Genomic DNA, 20,206 nt, shown 5'->3' on the forward strand with positions numbered 1-20,206 from the left:
CGTTGCCCTTGCCGGTCGCGCCGTGCGAGATGGCGTCGGCACCGGTCTCGGCGGCGATCTCGATCAGACGCTTGCCGATCAAGGGCCGCGCGATCGAGGTCCCGAGCAGATACTCGCCTTCGTAGATCGCGTTGGCGCGGAACATGGGGAAGACGAAATCGCGCACGAACTCCTCGCGGAGATCGTCGATATAGATCTCCTTCACACCCGCTGCAGTGGCCTTGGCGCGCGCCGGCTCGAGCTCCTCGCCCTGGCCGATGTCCGCGGTGAAGGTCACGACCTCGCAGCCGTACTCCTCCTGCAGCCACTTGAGAATGACCGAGGTATCCAGACCCCCGGAGTAGGCCAGCACCACCTTCTTGATTGCGCCTTGCGCCATCGTTTTGCTCCAACTCGGAAAAGTCGCTGAGTATATACCGGTCGGGATTTCACGCACCGCCCAGCGGATCGTCTCGGCGACCCGATCGCCGATGCCGGGCACTTCGGTCAATGCCCGGGCATCCGCCGCGATGACGGCCTCGATACTGCCGAAGTGCTCGATCAGTCGTTTCGCCCGCTCGGGTCCGATCCGCGGCAGCCCTTGCAGGATATGGTTCTGGAGACGCGCCTTCCCGCGTGGCCGCTCGCCGTGTCGCGGGATTGCGCCCCTGGCGAACGAACGTTGCTGACGCGCCGCGAAGAGCATCAGCCGGGCGGATTCATCCGGATCCCGAGCGCGTAGCAGCGGCAGACCGAAGAACAACGTCAGTGTCACGAGCGCGCCCTGGATCGCCTCGCGCCTCATGCGGCTCTCGGTCAGATCCTTCGCGGTCCCTTCAAGGATCAGCGCACCGCGCGGCCCGGCACTCGCCAGACGTTCGGCCTGTGCGAAGAGACGCCCGTCCTTGATCGAGGCCGCGAGATCCATGAGCGTCTTGCGCTCGAAGAGGAGGCTGTCGTCGATCAGGTAGTCGCCGACCGTAAGGCGCTCGACCTGGATTCGGAATTCCGGGTGACGACGCAAGGCCGCGAGGACCGGACTCGATACCTCGCGATCGTCCACACGCATCGAGAACGCCTGATTCGGATCCATCGCGTCGTGCCTCCATCCGGGGATTGCGTTGCCGATGGGCGATGCCGAATCGGCGTTCCACTCGGATCCGAGCTTCGCCTATCCGAACAATCGATTCCACCAACGCCGCCGGTTCTTCGGCGGGGGACGCGTGCTCGGGAGGTCAACCGGCGGAATCAGGCTCATGACCCAGCCGGGCAGGGGAGGGGCGTCGCTGAAACCGCACACCACGCCCAGATTGTTCGGATCATAGATCTTGACAAAGGTCGGTGCGCGCGGATCGTCGGCATAGACGATGCCGCAATAGTCCTCGCGATGCTCGGCGCGCAGCAGCCGGTCGATCTCAGCGACGAAGGTCCTGACACCGGCCGCATCCGTCGCCGCAGTCGGCGGCGGCTCGCCGACCGCGTAGAGATACCAGCCCGCATCCGCACGTTCATCGATCCGCGCCCAGAGAGCGTCGAGCTGATGCCAGCGCAACGCGGAGGTGAAGCTGCCGCGAAAGGCGCGCAGATAAGGGGTCTCTGTGGTGTCCAATCGGCTTATGCTCGTCTCGGTTCGTGATCGTTGTGCCCGTCGTTTCCACCGATGCGGATTCACCACCGGCGTATGGATCGCCGAGTTGCACTCGAACGGCGGGCCGTCAGGCCGGGGGCGTCCGTTCCCCGGCGTCATGACATTGGCGACGAATGCCTGGTGCGATGTCGCGGCGCCCTGGCAACCGACGGCTGTCGCCGATCATCGTGTCGCCCCCGCCTGTTTCGGCAAGAAGGACGCGAAGCGCGGTCTCTCCGCGGCCCGCGACGCTCCCGAATCGACGAAGACCCCGTTGGTCGGGGAAAGGTCGCGCGTCGGCAGATCAGTTGGCCCGCCAGGACAACGTCCGCGTTGATGTGACTCAGTGCTGATGTTCGGGTGGCGCGAAGGGAATCAGTTCGACGCGGTCATTCCCGTCGACATACGCATCGTGGCCCGGGGGAATCTCGAAGGAGTCACCGGGACCAATCCGCGTCTCGATGCCTGACTCGATCATTTCGATCTCGATTGCTGTGTTCATATCGACGTCCCACCGCGATGAAGATCGGTCTGGAAACTTGGGGATCGGACGGCAAAGACCCCGGTTGGCCGCCGTGCAAAACGGTGGTCTCTCACTGAGTCTGAATGCCTCGCGAAGGGTCGGTGCATCGGGGCTTTATATGCACGACAGCGCTTCTTTAGTAAGGGCTTACGTAAACGCACGAGTGCCCCGCCAGGCCGCTGGAGTTTAGTGTGAAAGCGTCGGTTTTTCTACCCTGGCCTAGGCTGATGTGTATGCGGTAGCTCAACGGCGTCTTCACCCGGCGGGTCAATCGTCGTCATGGGCTGGTCGGACACCTGTTTCAGGGGCGTTTCAAGGGTATTCTCGTGAGATCGCAGGCGTCGGCCGCCCGATCAACCCGGAGGACGAAGTATGAAGCGTTGGTATGGTGGGTGGTGGCTGGTCTCATGTTGCGCGCTTGGGCTGGCGTTCGCCGGCTCAGCCGGCGCGGGTCGGATTCTGGTGCCGGTGCACGGGTACCTCGGCGATTCTGCATCCTGGCAGCAGAGCGGAGTCTTGCCGGTGCTGGAAGAGGCTGGCTGGAGAGTCGCCGGCAACTGGCGGTCGACCCCGTCCGGCGTGCGGCTGGAGCCGGTCGGGCAGTCGGCAGGGGAGTTCGCAATCTACACGGTCGACTTGCCCTCCACCGCTCCGCTGATGGTGCAGGCGCACTTTCTCGGCGGGATGCTCGGCGCCATCGCGCAACGGCATCCGACGGACTCGGTCGACCTCGTCGGGCACTCGGCCGGCGGCGTCGTGGCACGGCTTGCACTGGTGAACTACGGGGCGGGCACGGTCACCCGGCTCATCACCATCGCCGCCCCCCATCTGGGTACCGAGCGCGCTTGGCAGGCGCTGGATGCGACCGACGACAGCGGACTGTTCGGCGGCATCAAACGCTGGTTCGTCGAGCGCAAGGTGGGAGACGACCTGTATCGCACCGTACAGTCTTCGCGCGGCGTCCTCGCGGACCTATCCCCACCGGTGCCCGGCAACCTGCTGTACTGGCTGAACGCTCGCCCGCACCCCGACATCGCTTACGTCGGAGTGGTCCGTGGGGCCGCGATCGGGATGCCGGGCGACCAGGTCGTGCCGGCCCCCAGTCAGGATCTTCGCCGGGTCCCGGCGCTGAGTGGCCGGGCCGACATCCAAGTGGTGGCCGGCGATCACCAGCTCAGCCGGCGGGACGGGCTGTTGTTGTCGCAGCTGGTGTCGAAACCCGCCGCGAGCGGCTCGAAGTGATGCTCGAAGAAGGAGAAGGGGTTGAATGGATCGACAGCGACAGCTCTCGCCGATCGGGTCGACCTTCGCACCCATCCGCCTGCCGAGCCTGACCATGACGCCTCCATCAGCGGAGGACAGGTCGCCGACGGCACGCAGGTCAATCTCGGGGCGATCGCTGCTCGCGTGTCAATACTTCCCGGTCAGCTTCATGATGAGCTTGTGGATCCCGTGGTAAGACATGCCCGGGTTCAGATACATGACGGCGCAGGTCCCGGTGCGCAGATTGATGCCTTTCTCCGCAGCCAGTGCCACCGCCTCGGGGGTCTCGTGAGCCATGTGGATCCAGACATGGCCGATCCCCGCATCCGCAGCTGCGGCAACCCAGCCTGCGGTTTCCGCCTTCGGCACCTCGATGATGAGACCATCGACGGGTTGAGGTAAGGATGCGAGCGTGGGATACGCGGGATCACGGTCGACAAGCATCGTGCTGGGGTCGATCGGATAGACGATTTTCCCCATCGCCTTCAACCGCCGGTAACTGATCAGCGGAAAGGGCTTGGCTGTCGTGTGTCCGACAACACCGAAGCGGCCGAGGGTAAAGAAGCTTTCGTAATTCGAGGCCATGAGGGCAGGGTTCCGGTTGTTCGGGTGATTGGAGCATGCACACCGACGGGGCCGGAACAAAGTACGAGCCTGTTGCGGATGGGTTCTTCCGCGGTGGCGTGCGGGGTCGTCGATACTACTCGGTCGGAGCGAGGCTGTACCAGACGATTTCCCCTCGGGGCGGGGTGGCGAGTGCTATCGCCGAGGAGAAGCGCAGCGCAAGGCGTGCGCGCCGGCCGAGACCGGCGCCATGAACGCGGCAGGTGAAGGGCTCATGGTCGCCGGCGAGGCCGCGTCAGGTGGCGCTGCCGGATGTGCCGTCTTTACCCTTGTCGGCGCCGCACTTGCCCTCGGTGCCCTTGTCGGCACCGCACTTGCCCTCCCCGCATTTGCCTTCCGCATCCTTGGTCCCGCCGCATTTGCCTTCGCCGCACTTGCCTTCGGTGTCGGCACCGGCGAGCTGCATGTAGCCTGCGTCGAGCGGCTGAGCGGAGAAGGGGTTATCTGCGGCTTGTGCAACGCCAAGGGCGCCGAGGCTGCCGACGAGGGCAGCACCGACCAGGGCAGCGGCAGGGGTGATGGTGTTCTTGGTCATGGTCTCGTCCTCGTGTCGATCGATGAGAAGGGCGGCGTCCGGAATCGGACATCCGACGCGATTATCGCAGCAGTGCGCTCGGATTTGATACGGCGGAGCCTCGAGGGTTCACTCCCGGCTCGCCAATCCGCGCCCGCGCATGCGGTCCTGTCCTCACGATCGAGACCCTGGTCATCGAAATACTCCTTCAGCCGCGTTTCGGCTCTCGGGACCAAGACGTCCTTTGCGGTCGCCTCCGAAGCTTTCGACGCAGATCGGCGCCGTCGCGGAGTCGCTCCACAAGGATGCGAAAATCGAGCGGAAACAGGTGATTCAGCGTGATTGCGCGTTCATCCAGACACGCCCAGTCGATGGGGAATCCGGCATCGGCGAACGCGAAGGCAATGTAGTTGTCGTCGTTGGTGACCCGCCCGAGGTGCACCCGGCCCTCGAAGACCTCGTCGAGGAGCATGAAATGCGGATGCCATCCGTCGGGGGATCCGCAGAAGTTGGCGACCAGCACGCCGCCGGGCCGGAGCCGACAGCGGGCCGCTGCGTAGAAATCGCGACTGAGGAACGCCGGCGAGATCCCGTCGGCGTCGAATCCGTCCAGCAGCAGGACGTCGGTGTCGCTCTCGTCGGTGGGAAGATAGTCGGCGGCGTCGGCACGCACGATGATCAGGCGCTCGTCGCGGGGTACGCCGAACTCGGCACTCAGGGCGATGACATCGGCGTTGACCTCGACCGCGGTCAGGCGTGTGCGCGGCAGATGGCGGTGACAGAATTTCGCCATGGAGCCGCCGCCGAGGCCGACCATCACGACATGCTCGGGCTCGGGCACGAACAACAGGAAGGCCATCATCTTGCGCGTGTAGGCGAAATCCAGGGCGAACGGATCCGCGATGCGCATGGAGCTTTGCACGAAACGCAGACTGAAGAAAAGGCGCCGGGTCCGGCCGTCTTCGACGATGAACGGCTTGCCGTAGCGCCCGCTCAAGATGCGCTCGTAGAGCCGCTCCGGGTCGCAGGTCGCTGATTCGAGAACGCGTAGACGGCCGTGCTCACCCAACCCCTCACCCGGTAACTCCAAAAGCGTCGGTTGCTGCTGCACGGCGTGGTATCTCGTTGGATTGCTTGTCCCGATACGGGCGGTGTTCCGTCACCCCGACGCGATCCGGTGCGACTCCTCGGACGACAACGGCACCGGACCCCGCCGAGGCATGATCTAATGGATTCGGGATGCTAATCGTATTTCGGTGACGGTGAAGACCCGAGAGTCGAACGACAGCTGCGCGAGAAGGCGATGGACGATGAACCGCAACGACCGGATGATCGAGGCGCTCCGCCGCAAGACCCCGACCTTCGCATGCGAGCCCGGATGCCATAACTGTTGCGGTCCGGTCACCGCTTCGAGCGAGCCGCCAACCCCGACACGCCTAAAAACCCATTTTAAAACAAGCATTCAGGATCGAGGAATGAACGTCAAAGACAGCAACGGAACAGCGCTCGACAACGGCGATTCGGTTCAGCTCATCAAGGATCTGAAGGTGAAGGGCACCTCCGTGACACTCAAGCGAGGCACTGTGATCAAGAATATTCGCCTGACCTCGGATGAAGAGGACATCGAGTGCAACGCGGACAAGGTGAAGGGTTTGGTGCTCAAGACCTGTTTTCTCAAAAAGGTCTGAGCCGTCTCCGCGGGACCTCCACCGCGGCGCATCCACGCCATTGCAGGTGTTTCGGGAGACCGACTCCACGGGGTCTGACCCCCCGACGTTCCGAGCACCTCACCCCCGCATGGCAAAGAGGTCATGCCGTGCCGACTCCGTGATCGTCGAGACCGCCGGATGCTTGATATGGCGCTCGGCCGAGATGGCATAATAGCGCTCCTTGATGTCGTCGACCCGGGCGATCAGCGCGACACGGTACTTTTGGAGGATGTCCTGCTCCACCGCGGTCGGTGTCGTGAAGATCCCGACCCCGGCCTCGCCGAAGGCCTTCATGAGGGCGCGGTCTTCGAACTCCGCGACGATGCGCGGCTTCACCTCGTGTCGGTCGAACCAATGCTCGAGTGCGCGAAAGAGTGCGCTCGAGCCCGTCGGCATCAGCATCGGTGCGCCGTCGAGCGAGCGCGGAAAGTCCTCGCGATGGCGTGCCGCGAGGTCCGGGACGGCGAAAAAGCTGATCCCGGATTCGCCCAGGACATGATTGTAGGCACGGATGTTGAGCGCCGGATTCACCGGGCTGTCGGCGAGGACCAGGTCGAGTTTGTGCACCGAGAGATCGGCCAAGAGGTCCGTCAGAGGTGCCTCGTGACAGACCAGGCGCACGGGTTCAGGGAGCGCCAGCACGGGCGCCAAGACGCGATAGGCGAGCAGCTTGGGCACGACCATGGCGATTCCGACCCTGAAGGTGATGCCGGAGGCCGGCGGACGGCCCGAGACCACGTCCTGCAGCTCGCTCGTCAGCCTGAAGATCTCGTCGGCATAGGAGAAGACCACCTGTCCGCTTTCGGTCAACGCAAGGTTGCGCCCGGATTTGCCGAACAGCTTCGCCCCGATCTGCTCCTCGAGCTCGCGCAGCTGTCCGCTGATGGTCTGGGGTGTGAGGTGCAGGACCTCGGAGGCGCGGGCAATGGATCCGTGCGTCGCGACGGCCCAAAAGTAGCGCAGGTGCTTCATGTTCAGATTCGGCATCGGGGCGGATCCGCGCGATTGGGGTGGAAGGCGAAGGATCCGGGCCGGGGTGTTGCCTGCGGGCTGTCTCGGCGATGGCTATCGGCGGTTGAGCGGCGGAGTTCGCGACCGGATCGCTCGGCATGATAACCCGAAAGCCGTGCTGCGGATCCGATCCGCGACCGCGTTCAAAGTTCACGTGAGCCGAGTCGAATCCGTGCGCAACGCGGCGCCGTTCCGGGCGTTGCCTGTTCCTTCGCGGGCCCCCACACTAACTGGAGCATGACGGCTGCGGCCGCGCGCTTGCGAATCACCGGGGTCGTTGCGTTTTCCCGGTCCGAGCTTCCATCAATCCCACACCGTCGGCGGATCGCCCCGGAACAGCGCGGGCCGGGTCCCGGCCTATCCCATCGAGGCACGCATGAGCAAGAAACAACCATTGGACTTCGCGGGGAAGGAGATCGACGTCCGCTTCGACGCACGGCTCTGCATCCACGTCGGCGAATGCGGACACTCCGCGGGCGACCTCTTCGTGGCCGAGCGTCAGCCCTGGTGCATGCCGGACCTGGTCTCCAAGGCGGAGGTCCGCGAGATCATCGAGCGCTGTCCGAGCGGCGCCTTGACCTACACCGACAAGGCCGGCATTTCCGAGGCGCCGCCCGCGGAAAATAGTCTGACGGTCGCCTACAACGGCCCGCTCTATCTCACCGGCGATCTGCAGATCGAAGGTGCCGGGGACGACATGCCCGGCGTGCGCTTCCGCGCGGCGCTCTGTCGGTGCGGGGCTTCCAAGAACAAGCCGTTCTGCGACAACAGTCATCTCGAGGCCAAGTTCGAGGACTTTGGCGCCGTGGGCGAGAAGGGACCCGGACTGACCGCGACGGGCGGGAAGCTCAAGGTCGAGTTGCGGCCCGACGGCCCGCTGGCACTGACCGGAAACCTGAGCATCCGCGCCGGCAGCGGTCGGCTCGCTTGGCAGGGCGAGAAGGCGTTTCTCTGTCGCTGCGGGGCCTCGAAGAACAAGCCGTTTTGCGACGGGACACATAAGAAGATCGGCTTCAAGGGCTGAACCGCAACTGAACCGCGCCCGGGGTGACAGGCGTCGTGTGTCGCGTTGTTCGGCCTCGTCGCGGCCAACGGCGATGGTGAGGCGCAGTTCAGGAGGGACGGATGTCGGTTCACATCCTGTTCGATTTCGACGGTACCCTTGTCGACAGTCTCGAGGTCGCCTTCACGGCCTTTCGGCAGGTCGGCCCGGAGTTCGGGTGCGCTCCGCTGAGTCGGGAACGACTTGAGCGACTCAGAGGGATGCACGCGCTCGAGGTGGTGCATGCCCTTGGCGTACCCGTGTATCGGCTGCCGCAACTGGCGACACGGATGCGCCGTGCCATGCGTGCCGATTTGATGGAGACGGCCCCGATCGAGGGTATCGGCGAGGTGCTCGAGACGCTGCTGCAACGCGGGCATCGGCTGGGTATCCTGTCGTCCAACGCTCGGGCGAGCGTGAATGAGTACGTTCGACGGCATCGGCTACCCGGCCTGGATGCCGTGAACGGCGGAACCGGTCTCTTCGGCAAGGCCAGTGCATTGCGCCGGCAGGCCCGCGCGCAGAGGATCGACCCCCGGTGCCTGGTCTATGTGGGCGACGAGCTGCGCGATCTGGAGGCGGCGCGCGATGCCGGGGTCCGCTTCGCCGCCGTGGCCTGGGGCTACACGCCATTGGAGAGTTTGGCGGCCGCCGGGCCTGATTTTCAGTGCCGCCATCCACGGGATCTGCTCTCGATCGATGCCGGGCTGCCCGAGCGTTTAGAAAGCACCGGGTGTTTCGGGAGCGAAGGCGATTTCCGGAAAAGCAGCCAGCGGGTGTAGGTGCGAATTTATTCGCACTGACAGCCCTTAAGGTCGTTTGGACACGTCCAGTCAGGATACTTATTTCTCGGAAATCGCCTTAAGAGACGATTCGCAAACAAGGTGAGCACTTGGTGAACGGGATGGATAGAGCGCAGCGAAACCCATCCTCCAAACCGCCGCATCGCCGGGTTTCGGTCCGGTGCCCTTGGCGCGGGCCGGATGGGTTTCGCTGTCGCTCTACCCATCCTACGCCGTGACTGACTCCCGACGCCCGGAACGCCGACAACAGAAGAGACGCATGACGGCACGGGCCGATGGCGTCCGAGACGACACCACGATGGAGGAGCCGACGACCTTGGATCAGATCACCGCCTTGAAACGCGCCGCCGCAACCACGGCCGCATCTACACCCGGATTCGCTGTTGCCGACACCTCGCCTGATTCACTCGCGGCCGAGTTTTCCGCACTGAGACAGCAGGTCGGCGAGACCATCCTCGGTCAGCGCGGCCTGATCGATCGGCTACTCATCGCCCTGCTCGCCGACGGCCATCTGTTGGTCGAGGGCGCCCCGGGCCTGGCTAAGACCACGGCCGTGAAGGAGCTTGCGGCCGGGCTCGAGGGCGATTTCCATCGCATCCAGTTCACCCCGGATCTCTTGCCGGCGGATCTGACCGGGACCGAGGTCTATCGCCCACAAGACGGGACCTTTCGCTTCGACCGCGGCCCCATCTTCCACAATCTGCTGCTTGCCGACGAGGTCAATCGCGCGCCGGCCAAGGTGCAGTCCGCCCTGCTCGAGGCGATGGGCGAGCGTCAGGTGACCGTCGGTCGCGAGACCTACCCGCTGCCGCGGCTCTTTCTGGTCATGGCGACCCAGAACCCGATCGAGCAGGAAGGCACCTATCCGCTGCCCGAGGCCCAGCTCGATCGGTTCCTGATGCACGTCCGGGTCGACTATCCGGATATCGAGACCGAGCGAGCCATCCTGCGGCTCAATCGTGAGGAGGCCCGGCGCGATCGCGCGGCGTCGCCGGGCGTCGTCCTGAGTCAGGCCAGCGTCTTCGCCGCCCGACACGCCATACTCGAGCTCTACATGGCCCCCGAGGTCGAGGATTATCTGGTTCACCTTGTGATGGCGACCCGCAAGCCCGAGGCCTATTCGCCCGACCTGGCCGGTTGGCTGCGCTTCGGCGCGAGCCCGCGCGCGACCATCGCCCTGGACCGCTGCTCGCGCGCGCTGGCCTGGCTGAACGGGCGTCACTTCGTTTCGCCCGAGGATATCCAGTCGCTCGCCCCCGATGTGCTGCGTCATCGCGTGCTCCTGTCCTACGAGATGGAGGCGGAAGGCCGCCGGCCGGACGACTTCATCGAGGCATTGCTCGCGCGCGTCCCGGCGCCTTAGGCGGTGGTCGGCATGCGATCGAATCCCCCGAGCGGGAAGGACGCGAAGACGCCTTATGCGCAAAACGACGGCGTCCTCCCCGAGCTGACCGAGCTGATCGCCCTGCGCGAGCAGGCGCGGCGGCTCGATCTCGCGCCGCGCGGCCGAGTCTTGGCGACGCGCACCGGCGGCCATGTGGCGCGCTTTCGCGGGCGCGGCATGGAGTTCGACGAATCGCGCGTCTATCAGCCCGGCGACGACCCGCGCAACATGGACTGGCGTGTCACGGCCCGGGTCGGTCGTCCGCACGTGAAGCTCTTCCGGGAGGAGCGCGAGCGCCCGGTCTGGCTGCTGGTCGACCAAGGGTCGACCATGCGCTTCGGCACCCGCATCGCCTTCAAGTCCGTCGTTGCCGCGCGCGCGGCGGCGCTGCTCGGCTGGGCCGCCGTGGATCGCGGCGATCGGGTCGGGGGGCTGGTCTTCGACGAGACCCGGCATCTGGAGCGCCGCCCGGCCTCGCGTGCCGGGGGACTCCTGCCGCTCCTCGACCGTCTGGCGAGCCCGACGCCCGCCTTCTCCGCGGAGGTCGAATCATCCGGCCAGGCTCGCGGCTACGGCTCGCTCGCCGAGGCCGCCGGATATCTCGTCAGGCTGGTGCGCCCCGGCAGCCTGGTCGCCGTGATCAGCGATTTCGCCGATATCCTGCGCGGGCAGACACGCTGGATGACCGAGCTGGCCGCCGGCTGCGAGGTCATCCTCTTGCCGGTCCACGACAGTATCGAGATCCAGGCGCCGCCATCCGGACGCTATCCCGTGACCGACGGGCGTCGGCGCGGCCTACTGGATCTGACCCGTTCCGGGAGCCGCGAGGCGTATGAAGACCTCTTTCGGACCCGGATGGAGACACTCGAACGACTGGCCCGACGCAACCGCGCCCACCTGCTGCGCCTGACCGCCAATGTCCCGGTCGGTCCCGCACTGGCGCTCGGTCTCGGCGGGCGAGGGCGCTTGCCCGCAACGGGGGGCTTCGCGTGAACGCCGATCCGCTGGCGCAATTGCGCGACTGGCATCTGCCGGATCCCATCCAATGGTGGCCGCCGGCCCCCGGTTGGTGGATCTCCGCCGCCGTGCTCCTGGTCGTTCTGCTGTGGCTGGCCGGCGTGCGCTGGCGTGGACATCGGCGTCGGGGTGCCGCCGCCCGTTCGGCCCTGCGCGAACTCGCCGCGCTGCGGGAGACTGTCCAGGCGGACGGCGACACCCGCGCCTTCATTGCCGCACTCTCGCGCCTGCTGCGCCGGTTTGCGCTCGCACGCTTTCCGCGCGAGCAGGTCGCCGGACTCACCGGGGAAGCCTGGCTCGCCTTCCTGGATGCGACCGGCGGCGGCGATGGCTTTCGTCACGGACCGGGTCGGGCACTCGCCGACCTGGTCTACGGCGGGAGCCGCGCCGGCGATCCACCACCCAATCCGGATGCCCTGGCCGCGCTGGCGGAAACCTGGATCCGCGCCAACCGTCGCCACGGCGGTCCCACCGTTCGCACGTCGAGTGCAACACATGCCGCCCAAGAGGCCGAAGATCCCTCCCTTGCAGCGAGATCACCCTAAATGGCGCTTCGGAAACAACCTGAACACCTTGATTCACGCGTAGGATGGGTAGAGTTCCTAAAGCCTTCTGAAACGCGCTCCTCCAAGGCGGGCAGGTCGCGCGATCTCGAGGCCCTGCGATGACGATTCAAACACTCCTCGAGCGCGTCTCAGCATGATCACGCTGGCCTGGCCCCTAGTGCTGCTCGCCCTCCCTCTCCCGCTCCTGGCGACCTGGCTTCCGCGCGCCCCCGACGAGCAGGGCGCGGCCCTGCGCTTCCACCTGGATCCGAACCTCGCGGCGGAGGTCGCGCGGGGCACCCGAGGCACCGGCTCGCTGAGCCCGCGCCTCATCCTCGCCCTGGTCGCCTGGGTCCTCTTGGTGCTCGCCGCGGCGCGTCCCGAATGGGTTTCCGATCCCGTCAGACTCCCGGTCTCGGGCCGTGACCTCATGATCGCGCTCGACATCTCCGGGAGCATGGAGGTGGCCGACTACGAGCTGAACAACCGCATGGTCTCGCGCATCGCACTCGTCAAAGCGGTCGCGGAGCGATTCATCGCGCGGCGCGAGCAGGATCGTCTCGGACTCATCCTCTTCGGCTCCCGGGCCTATCTGATGACCCCGCTCACCTTCGATCGCACCACGGTCGGGACCATGCTGAGCGAGGCGGTGGTCGGGCTGGCCGGTCGCGAGACCGCGGTCGGCGATGCCCTTGCGCTGGCGGTCAAGCATCTGCGCGACCAGCCGGAGGACAATCGCGTCGTCATTCTCATGACCGACGGCGCCAACAACGCCGGACACATCGAACCGCTGGCGGCCGCGCAGCTGGCGGTTCAGGCGGGCGTGCGCGTCTACACCATCGGAATCGGCGGCGGACTCGGCGGTGGGATGGCGCAGTCGCGCTCGCCCTTTGGTGCCGGTGCGGCGCGCGCGGGCAGCGATTTCGATCCGGCGACGCTCGAGCGCATCGCCGAGATGACCGGCGGGCGCTTTTTCTCCGCCCATGCCCGCGAGCAGCTCGAAGAGATCTACGCCGAGCTCGACCGTCTCGAGCCGAGCGAGCGCGACGAGCGCTCGCTCACGCCGAGGCGCTCGCTTTACATGTGGCCGGCGGCCGGTGCGCTGCTCCTGAGCTTTGGGTTGGCCGCCGCGCCGCTGCTGTCCGCGGGGGCACGCCGTCGTGTGGCCTGAGTTGCAGTTTCTGCGTCCCATGTGGCTGCTGGCCCTGATCCCGGCGTTGATCCTGCTCGCGGCGCTGTGGCGACGGCCGGCCGGGGCGCTGGTGTGGCGCCGCCTGGTCGATGCCCATCTGCTGCCGCATCTCCTGGTGGGTGCGGATCGTGCACCGCGACGCCTGCCGCTGTGGCTCTTGGGTTTCGGTTGGCTCCTGGCGACGCTGGCGTTGGCCGGACCGGCCTGGGAGCGCGTCGCGCAGCCCGTCTACGGGACTAGTGCGGCGCGGGTTATCCTGCTCGACCTCTCCCCGAGCATGAACGCAGCCGATCTGCGGCCATCCCGTCTGGCGCGCGCCCGCTTCGAGGTCATGGATCTCCTGACGGCATCGCAGGAAGGCCAGATCGCCCTGCTCGCCTTCGGTCCGGAGCCCTTCGTCGTCTCGCCCCTGACGCGGGATGCGGCGACCATCTCGGTCCAGGTGCCCCAGCTCACGACCGACCTCATCCCGGTGCAGGGCAGGCGCGACACCGCTCGGGCCTTGAACGCGGCCGGGGAGTTGCTTGGGCGCGCCTCCGCCCATCGCGGCGACATCATTCTGGTGACCGACGGGGTCGGCGACATGGCCGCGGGCCGATTTGCCGTGCAGGCGTTGGTGGCCGGCGGACATCGCGTCTCCGTGCTCGCGGTCGGCACCTTCGACGGCGCGCCGGTGCCCCTGGCCTCGGACGGGACGCGTGGTTTCGAGCCCGACCGCGACGGCGGGGTCCGGATCGCACGCTTGCCCGAGTCCGACCTGCGCGAGCTGGCCCGGCTCGGCAACGGCCGTTATGTCGAGTCGCAGGCCGGCGACGCGGACACCCGTGCACTTATGGGCCTCGGCTCCATGGATGCGGAGTTGACCGAGGAGCCCTCGCTCCTCTCCGATCAATGGCGCGAGGAAGGCCCCTGGCTCTTGCTCGCACTCTTGCCCTTCGCCGCCTTGGCCTTCAGGCGCGGTTGGCTGTTGTCGATCCTCGCCTGTGTCATGATCCTGCCGCCGTCCCCGGGGTGGGCCTTGGATTGGTCCGGCTTCTGGTGGCGACCCGATCAACAGGCCGCCCGACAATTCGAGTCCGGCGCGAACGCCGAGGCGGCCGAGCTGTTTCGGGATCCGGCTTGGCGTGCTGCCGCCAGCTATCGGGCCGGCGATTACGAGCGCGCACTCGCGGCCCTATCCGACGTGCCGGATTCGGATGTGGACTACAACCGCGGCAATGCACTTGCACGTCTCGGACGGCTCGACGAAGCCATCGCCGCCTACGAGCGTGTGCTGGAACGCGATGCGGAACATGCGGATGCGCGCCATAACCTGGATCTGCTCGAGGCGCTGCGGGACCGGCCGCCCGAGTCCTCGGAGGGCGGCGAATCGGGCGAGGGCGACCCCTCGGAGGGGTCGCAAGGCTCCTCGGGCAACGAGCCCTCGGGCGGCGGCGGAGATTCGTCCGATGCGCCCGACAGCGGCGACGCGCCGGCGGATCCGGCCGAGAGCGCCGAGGACTCGCGCGAGCAGGCGGGTGAGGGCAATGAGGGCGCCGAGCCCGAGACCGCATCCGATTCGGCCGAGCACGACGGCTCGGATGCCGCGGGCGAGCCGGGAGCCGACCCGTCGTCCGACCGGGCATCGCCGAACCGAACCGAGACCGGACCCCAACCGAGCGGAAAGTCCGGACCGACCGGGGACCCCGGCGACATCGGTCCGGACGACATCGCCGAGCCCGAGGATGTCTCGCTGCCGGAGGACGCGCCCGGCGGAGCGGCGCAGCCCTCGGATACAACCTCGGATCTGACGGCCGACGAGTCCGCGCACTCGGACAGCGCCTTGTCGGACGCGCTCGGCCCCGAGGCGCATGAACGCACGCAGGCAATGGAGGCTCAATTGCGCCGAGTCCCGGACGACCCCGGCGGCTTGCTGCGGCAGCGGTTTCTCCTGCAGCATCTGCGCCGCGAGGGGCGCTTGCCCTGAGACGCGTCATGCGCGACAACGACATCTTCACACGCACCGATGCCTCGGCCTTTACAAGGTGCAACTTGAGTCGCCCACGTCAGTCGCCCACCCGACTCGCCACCTCTGGATGTATGACTTGATTCGACTCGACCGGACCTCTTCTCGACGAGCAGACGACGCGACGGCCAAGCGGCCGCGGTACCCGCTGCTCGCCGTCCTGCTTCCGCTGTTCTGCGCCGTCGCGGTGCTTGCCCAAGGGACATTGGCCGACAGTCTTCGCGCCGAAATCGATCGCGACCGCATCGCCGCGAACGAGACCCTGATCCTGCAGCTCTACGGCGACGGCCGCCTCTCCGGAGAGCCCGATCTCCAGGTCCTGGAGGCGGATTTCGATATCCTGAGTCGCAGCCAGAGCGAGCGCATGAGCGTTCTGAACGGATCCGTCTCGCACACGCGCGAATGGCGCATCGAGCTCGCCCCCAAGCGATCGGGTCAACTGGAGATCCCCGCGCTGGCCTGGGGCGATGCGCACAGCGCGCCGCTCACGGTCGAGGTCGTCGAGGACGCCGCGGCCCATGACCCCTCCGCCGGCCCGAAGCCGATCTTCGTGCGGACCGAGACGGACGAGGCCACACCCTACGTGCAGCAGGCGTTTCACTATCGCGTCCAGGTGCTCTACCGCGAGCGCGAGGCGCCGCAGCGCGCGGTCCTCTCCGAGCCCCGGGTGGAGGGTGCGACGATCGAGCGCGACGGCGAGGACCGTGCATCGCTCGAGGTCATCGACGGCCAGCGCTATCAAGTCATCGAGCGACGCTTCCTCGTCGTGCCGCTACAGAGCGGACCCCTCGTGATCCGCGGTCCGCGACTCGAGGCGGTCATGCCCGCACCGCGGCCGGCCGGTCGTCGTCCGGTCGACGATTTCGATGCGCTGTTCGGCGCCGGACCCTTCGCGGGACTGTCGGGGATGACGTCCAACGGACGGCGGGTCGTTGAGCGGGCGCCTGATCTGGAGATCCAGGTCCGCGCGCAGCCGCACGGCTCGAGCTCGCCCTGGTTGCCGGCGGAGTCCGTCGAGATCTCGGACGAGTGGGTCCCATCGTCGCCGCGTTTCCAGGTCGGCGAGCCGGTGACGCGTGTCCTGACGGTCACGGCGCGCGGCGTCACCGCCGCCCAGCTGCCTCCACTCGTGCTCGATCCGCCGGACGGCGCGCAAATCTACCCCGGTCAGACCGGCGCCGAGGACCTGTCCGGCGCGGGTGCGCCGGTCGGACTCAGGAGCCTCGAGGTGGCCTTGGTGCCGACCCGCTCCGGGCCGTTAACCCTTCCCGAGGTGCGTGTGCCCTGGTGGGATACCCGCGAGGATCGCGAGCGGGTGGCGATCGTGCCCGCGCGGACCCTGGAGGTGGCCGCCGCGCCCGCCGGGACCGCGGACGACGGGTCGCCCCGGTCGTTGGCGAGCGCGGGCGAGCCGGCGTCGGATGACGCGGCCGCCGTGCCGGATCGCGTCGACGAGGACGCCGAGCCTCGACAATCAGGCCGATGGCCGTCGATGGCGGAGGACTGGGTACGTCGCGCGATCGCCGGTCCGATTGGCCTCGGGGCTAGCGCGCTCGGCCTGATCGCTCTCGGTTGGCTCGCCGCCCTCGTCTGGCTCGAGCGTGGATCGCGTCGTCGCGAGTCCCTGGATCGAGTCGAGACCCGCGCCTCGCCGCAGGCGCTGCGCGAGGCAAGCCGGCGCGTCGAGCAGGCCTGCCTGGACAACGACGCCCGCGGCGCGCGCATGGCCTTGCTGGCTTGGGGGCGGGTCCGCTGGGCCGGCGGGCAGGTTCCGGCGGGGCTCGGTGCCTTGGCTCTGCGGCTGGACGATGCCGCGGCGGCCGAGACACTGGCACAACTCGACCGAGCTCTCTACGCAGGCACCGGGGCCGCATGGGACGGTGTCGGCTCCTGGCAGACACTCGCGCCATATCTCTCCCGCAAAGAGTGTGAAGCCGCGTCCGATCCATCGACGGCCCTGCCGGAGCTCTATCCGCGCCGGATCTAGACCTGATTCACGCGTAGGATGGGGAGAGCGCAGCGAAACCCATCCTCCCCGCTTTTCCGAAAATCACCCGAACCCGATCCGTCCCGTCGTGCGGGCGCTCGCTTTCGGATTCTCGTCCCGGATGAGAAGATGACGTCCGGCGATTGCGGGCGTCCCGAGGTGCGTGCGTGCCGATCGCTGCATACCGCGGCAACGCGGGGCAACGGCGCCCTCCGATGGACGTCTCCAGCGCGCCCGCTCGATCACGTATATGGTTGATTCAAGTAACTTCTTTTTTGATCATTTAAGGTTAAACGATGTCGCGCTTGAGCCTGATCCTGAAGGGTGGTGCCATGGGTGTCGCGGAGGTGATCCCCGGTGTGTCCGGCGGTACCATCGCCTTCATCAGCGGCATCTACGAGCGCCTGCTCAATGCCGTGAAGGCGTTCGGTCCGGGGCTGATCGGCGTGCATCGCCGCGAAGGACTCGCCGGCATTTGGCGGGCGCTCGACGGGGGCTTCCTGGCATTCCTGCTCGCCGGCATGGCGATGGGCATCCTGGTCGGCGTCTTCGGCGTCTCCTGGATGCTCGAGCATTATCCGCCGCTGATCTGGGCCTTCTTCTTCGGGCTGATCCTCGCCTCGATCCTCTTCATGGTCCGGCGCATCCCGCAATGGCGCGCCGGCGAGGCGGGGCTCTTCGTCCTCGGCGCGATCCTGGCCTACGGCATCACCATGCTTACGCCCGCAAGCGGCAACGAGGCGCTATGGTTCGTCTTTCTCTGTGGCGCCATCGCCATCTCGGCACTCATGCTGCCGGGCGTCTCCGGGAGCTTTATGTTGCTGGTGCTGGGGATGTATCAGTTCATCGTCCAAGACACCCTCAAGGGGCTGATGGTCGACTTCTCGTGGGATAAGCTCCTGATCTTGACGGTCTTCGCCCTGGGCTGTCTGACGGGGATGATGAGCATGTCGCGCCTGCTCTCCTGGACCTTCAAGCGCTACAGAAGCCTCACACTCGCCATCCTGACCGGCTTCCTGGTCGGCTCGCTGAACAAGGTCTATCCCTGGCGCAACGCCGAGGACTGGCTGCGGGATAGCTCGGGTCAGGTCGTGATGGCCGCCGACGGACTCACGCCCGAGAAGATCCTCTCCGAGGTCAACGTCCTGCCCTCCGGTTACGAGGGCGATCCGCTCGTCCTCGGCGCGCTCTTGACCTGCACGTTGGGCTTCCTACTCGTCTACGCGTTCGACCGCTTCGGACCGCGGACGGACTGAAACTTCGCGACCTCGATCGCGGGCCTCCGACCCCATGTCTTCCGGTGATATCAGCTCGACTTCGGCCATGCTTCGCGGCCCGGTAGCTCAAGCCCCATGCCACATTCTTCCGACAATGACCTAATCATCCCGGCAAGGGTCGAGCTGATTCGCACCTATGCGTCGATAAATGCCTTCCCGGCAACCACCCTCGTTCACAAGACCCGCCGGTAGGGTAATGGGATAAGCGCAGCGCATCCACCACAACGCCTCCGATGACCTCAACCTGCCCCGCCCACCCGAACCGAATGGTGAATGCGGCGCGACCAACCGTGCAGCACACCCCGAATGCCATACCGCGGGCCTGATTCACCCGACTGCTCCGACCGGCGAGTTGGCGGGTTTCGGGTCTGGCGGGGCTCGCCGCGGCGAGGGTCTCAGAGGTTCGGAAGCAGGATCGGATCGCGCTTTTCGGGGTTGGCGCGGTAGAAGGACGCCACATGACCGATGCGTCCGACCAGAACGGCCTCGGTGCGCTCGCCGATCAGCGCGATCGCGGCGTCGCGCTCCTCGCGATCGCCGGCATTGACCTTCACCTTCAGCAGCTCGTGGTGGCTCAAGGCCAGCTCGATCTCGGCGAGCACGGACTCCGTGAGCCCGTGCTGCCCGAGCGTGACGACGGGTTTCAGGTGGTGTGATTGCTTCTTCAGCCAGCGTTTTTGTTTTTCGGTAATCGACATGATGGTCCTGATGACGGAATGGATGCCTTGCGACGGCCGCCGCCGTGCGCCCGGCTCGTTGGCGGAATGCTACACCCTGCGCAGGGCTTAGGCGATTTCACGTCCGATGATTCACCGGTCGGTTGATGGAGGCGACCACCTCCGGCACGCCCGGCGCCCGAGCCCCGAATCGGATTGTGGAAACGCGAAGGCCGGCATAAAATGACCACATGGTCATATCTTGGGGCTCAGCATGCGCAGCGTACAAGTGGTCGAAGCCAAAGCGAAATTTTCAGCCTTATTAGCCGCGGTGGAAGCCGGTGAGACGATCGCGATCATGCGGCGCGGCCGAGTGGTCGCGCGCTTGGTACCCGATGTCCCGCGCTCTGCCGCCGATGCCTTCAAGCCTCTTTGGTTACAAGCAGACGACATCGACCTGGCCCCGCCGGCGGATTCGCCGCCGGAATCTGTCGAGACGCTGTAGGATGCGTTATCTGCTCGACACCAACATTTTTATCGCCGCCATGAAGGGTGTCGAGACCGTGCGGCAGCGGCTCGAAGCAACCCCGCTGAGCGCGCTGGTGCTTTCCCCCGTGGTGCTTGGCGAGCTTGAGCTGGGGGTCGAGAAAAGTGCGCAGCGCGAAAAGAATGCGGCTCGCTTGCAGGGCGTCGTGGCAACGCTCGAGCTGGTGGCGTTGGATGATCGGGTGAGTCGGCATTACGCCGCAATCCGAGCCGACCTCGAGCGTAAAGGCACGCCGATCGGCGCCAATGATTACTGGATCGCTGCGCAGGGCTTGGCCTAGGGGGCAGTGATCGTGACAGACAATGAAGACGAATTCAACCGGGTCTCGGGCCTCCTTGTCGACAATTGGCTTCGGCCCGGCGGGGTTGGCGAGCGACCGTAATTCAATCTAAACCGCGTCCAGAGCGAGATGCTCACTGTCGAGCGAGATCGACGTTTGGTGCATCCACGGCCCTTAGCGGGGACGCGATATAAAATTTGGTGATTAGCGTCGTGCCTCAG

Annotated in this window: 21 protein-coding genes and 2 pseudogenes; 14 read left to right on the forward strand and 9 right to left on the reverse strand. The window is 66.4% G+C overall.

What is annotated here, in order from left to right; genetic code table 11:
- The 4 genes and pseudogenes from B4N44_RS06365 to B4N44_RS06380 all read right to left on the reverse strand — a co-directional run.
- Positions 1-379: argininosuccinate synthase domain-containing protein (locus tag B4N44_RS06365; protein ID WP_414718118.1), on the reverse strand; the 379-nt coding region annotated here is incomplete at its 3' end.
- Positions 380-490: 111 nt separating this feature from the next.
- A pseudogene (locus B4N44_RS06370) lies at positions 491-1,072 on the reverse strand (ERCC4 domain-containing protein); the annotation flags it as partial.
- A gap of 78 nt (positions 1,073-1,150) precedes the next feature.
- Complete coding sequence (locus B4N44_RS06375) at positions 1,151-1,597, reverse strand: hypothetical protein (protein ID WP_349681070.1); 447 nt, start codon at positions 1,595-1,597, stop codon at positions 1,151-1,153.
- A 352-nt stretch (positions 1,598-1,949) separates the two neighbouring features.
- Positions 1,950-2,108 carry a hypothetical protein gene (locus tag B4N44_RS06380; protein ID WP_296698171.1) on the reverse strand — a complete coding sequence of 53 codons (159 nt, stop codon included), beginning with the start codon at positions 2,106-2,108 and terminating at the stop codon, positions 1,950-1,952.
- A 263-nt stretch (positions 2,109-2,371) separates the two neighbouring features.
- Here B4N44_RS06380 and B4N44_RS06385 point away from each other — a divergent pair.
- Both B4N44_RS06385 and B4N44_RS06390 read left to right on the forward strand, forming a co-directional pair.
- Positions 2,372-2,465: pseudogene (locus B4N44_RS06385) on the forward strand (addiction module toxin RelE); the annotation flags it as partial.
- Between the two features lie 36 nt (positions 2,466-2,501).
- Entirely contained in the window at positions 2,502-3,371 is an 870-nt protein-coding gene (locus tag B4N44_RS06390) for an alpha/beta fold hydrolase (RefSeq protein ID WP_296698173.1), read from the forward strand.
- 168 nt (positions 3,372-3,539) lie between these two features.
- Here B4N44_RS06390 and B4N44_RS06395 read toward each other — a convergent pair whose 3' ends face one another.
- From B4N44_RS06395 to B4N44_RS06405, 3 genes are all read right to left on the reverse strand, one after another.
- Entirely contained in the window at positions 3,540-3,977 is a 438-nt protein-coding gene (locus tag B4N44_RS06395; protein ID WP_296698176.1) for a CoA-binding protein, read from the reverse strand.
- A gap of 274 nt (positions 3,978-4,251) precedes the next feature.
- Positions 4,252-4,551 carry a low-complexity protein gene (locus tag B4N44_RS06400; protein WP_296698179.1) on the reverse strand — a complete coding sequence of 100 codons (300 nt, stop codon included), beginning with the start codon at positions 4,549-4,551 and terminating at the stop codon, positions 4,252-4,254.
- Positions 4,552-4,738: 187 nt separating this feature from the next.
- A complete protein-coding gene (locus tag B4N44_RS06405; RefSeq protein ID WP_296698182.1) occupies positions 4,739-5,641 on the reverse strand; it encodes a spermidine synthase in 903 nt (300 codons plus the stop codon).
- 364 nt (positions 5,642-6,005) lie between these two features.
- On the opposite strand from B4N44_RS06405, the gene B4N44_RS06410 reads away from it, so the two are divergent.
- Positions 6,006-6,218: an alkylphosphonate utilization protein gene (locus B4N44_RS06410; RefSeq protein WP_296698184.1), complete on the forward strand. Its 213-nt coding sequence runs from the start codon at positions 6,006-6,008 to the stop codon at positions 6,216-6,218.
- A gap of 99 nt (positions 6,219-6,317) precedes the next feature.
- On the opposite strand, the gene nhaR is transcribed toward B4N44_RS06410, so the two are convergent.
- Positions 6,318-7,226, reverse strand: a complete 909-nt coding sequence (gene nhaR, locus B4N44_RS06415) for a transcriptional activator NhaR (protein WP_296698187.1) — start codon at positions 7,224-7,226, stop codon at positions 6,318-6,320.
- A gap of 400 nt (positions 7,227-7,626) precedes the next feature.
- On the opposite strand from nhaR, the gene B4N44_RS06420 reads away from it, so the two are divergent.
- The 9 genes from B4N44_RS06420 (at position 7,627) to B4N44_RS06460 (ending at position 18,481) form a co-directional block, all read left to right on the forward strand.
- A complete protein-coding gene (locus B4N44_RS06420) occupies positions 7,627-8,274 on the forward strand; it encodes a CDGSH iron-sulfur domain-containing protein (RefSeq protein WP_296698189.1) in 648 nt (215 codons plus the stop codon).
- 101 nt (positions 8,275-8,375) lie between these two features.
- Positions 8,376-9,074: an HAD-IA family hydrolase gene (locus tag B4N44_RS06425; RefSeq protein ID WP_296698192.1), complete on the forward strand. Its 699-nt coding sequence runs from the start codon at positions 8,376-8,378 to the stop codon at positions 9,072-9,074.
- A gap of 280 nt (positions 9,075-9,354) precedes the next feature.
- A complete protein-coding gene (locus tag B4N44_RS06430; RefSeq protein WP_296698194.1) occupies positions 9,355-10,458 on the forward strand; it encodes an AAA family ATPase in 1,104 nt (367 codons plus the stop codon).
- Between the two features lie 12 nt (positions 10,459-10,470).
- Positions 10,471-11,472 carry a DUF58 domain-containing protein gene (locus B4N44_RS06435; protein ID WP_296698198.1) on the forward strand — a complete coding sequence of 334 codons (1,002 nt, stop codon included), beginning with the start codon at positions 10,471-10,473 and terminating at the stop codon, positions 11,470-11,472.
- Entirely contained in the window at positions 11,469-12,041 is a 573-nt protein-coding gene (locus tag B4N44_RS06440; protein WP_296698201.1) for a DUF4381 domain-containing protein, read from the forward strand. Before B4N44_RS06435 ends, B4N44_RS06440 begins: the two co-directional genes overlap by 4 nt.
- Before the next feature lie 154 nt (positions 12,042-12,195).
- On the forward strand, positions 12,196-13,212 hold the full coding sequence (locus tag B4N44_RS06445) for a VWA domain-containing protein (RefSeq protein WP_296698203.1): 1,017 nt from the start codon (positions 12,196-12,198) through the stop codon (positions 13,210-13,212).
- Positions 13,202-15,199 carry a vWA domain-containing protein gene (locus B4N44_RS06450; protein ID WP_296698206.1) on the forward strand — a complete coding sequence of 666 codons (1,998 nt, stop codon included), beginning with the start codon at positions 13,202-13,204 and terminating at the stop codon, positions 15,197-15,199. Before B4N44_RS06445 ends, B4N44_RS06450 begins: the two co-directional genes overlap by 11 nt.
- Before the next feature lie 118 nt (positions 15,200-15,317).
- The gene (locus B4N44_RS06455) at positions 15,318-17,225 is read left to right on the forward strand and encodes a BatD family protein (protein WP_296698208.1); all 1,908 of its coding nucleotides are present in this window, start codon (positions 15,318-15,320) and stop codon (positions 17,223-17,225) included.
- Between the two features lie 296 nt (positions 17,226-17,521).
- On the forward strand, positions 17,522-18,481 hold the full coding sequence (locus B4N44_RS06460) for a DUF368 domain-containing protein (RefSeq protein WP_296698211.1): 960 nt from the start codon (positions 17,522-17,524) through the stop codon (positions 18,479-18,481).
- A gap of 416 nt (positions 18,482-18,897) precedes the next feature.
- Here B4N44_RS06460 and yhbY read toward each other — a convergent pair whose 3' ends face one another.
- On the reverse strand, positions 18,898-19,200 hold the full coding sequence (gene yhbY / locus B4N44_RS06465; RefSeq protein ID WP_296698213.1) for a ribosome assembly RNA-binding protein YhbY: 303 nt from the start codon (positions 19,198-19,200) through the stop codon (positions 18,898-18,900).
- A gap of 232 nt (positions 19,201-19,432) precedes the next feature.
- On the opposite strand from yhbY, the gene B4N44_RS06470 reads away from it, so the two are divergent.
- A complete protein-coding gene (locus tag B4N44_RS06470) occupies positions 19,433-19,663 on the forward strand; it encodes a type II toxin-antitoxin system Phd/YefM family antitoxin (RefSeq protein ID WP_296698215.1) in 231 nt (76 codons plus the stop codon).
- A 1-nt stretch (position 19,664) separates the two neighbouring features.
- Complete coding sequence (locus B4N44_RS06475) at positions 19,665-19,985, forward strand: PIN domain-containing protein (protein WP_296698218.1); 321 nt, start codon at positions 19,665-19,667, stop codon at positions 19,983-19,985.
- Positions 19,986-20,206: the final 221 nt, after the last annotated feature.

This window comes from Thiocapsa sp. UBA6158, assembly GCF_002423035.1.
In the GTDB taxonomy this organism is placed as follows: Bacteria; Pseudomonadota; Gammaproteobacteria; order Chromatiales; family Chromatiaceae; genus Thiocapsa.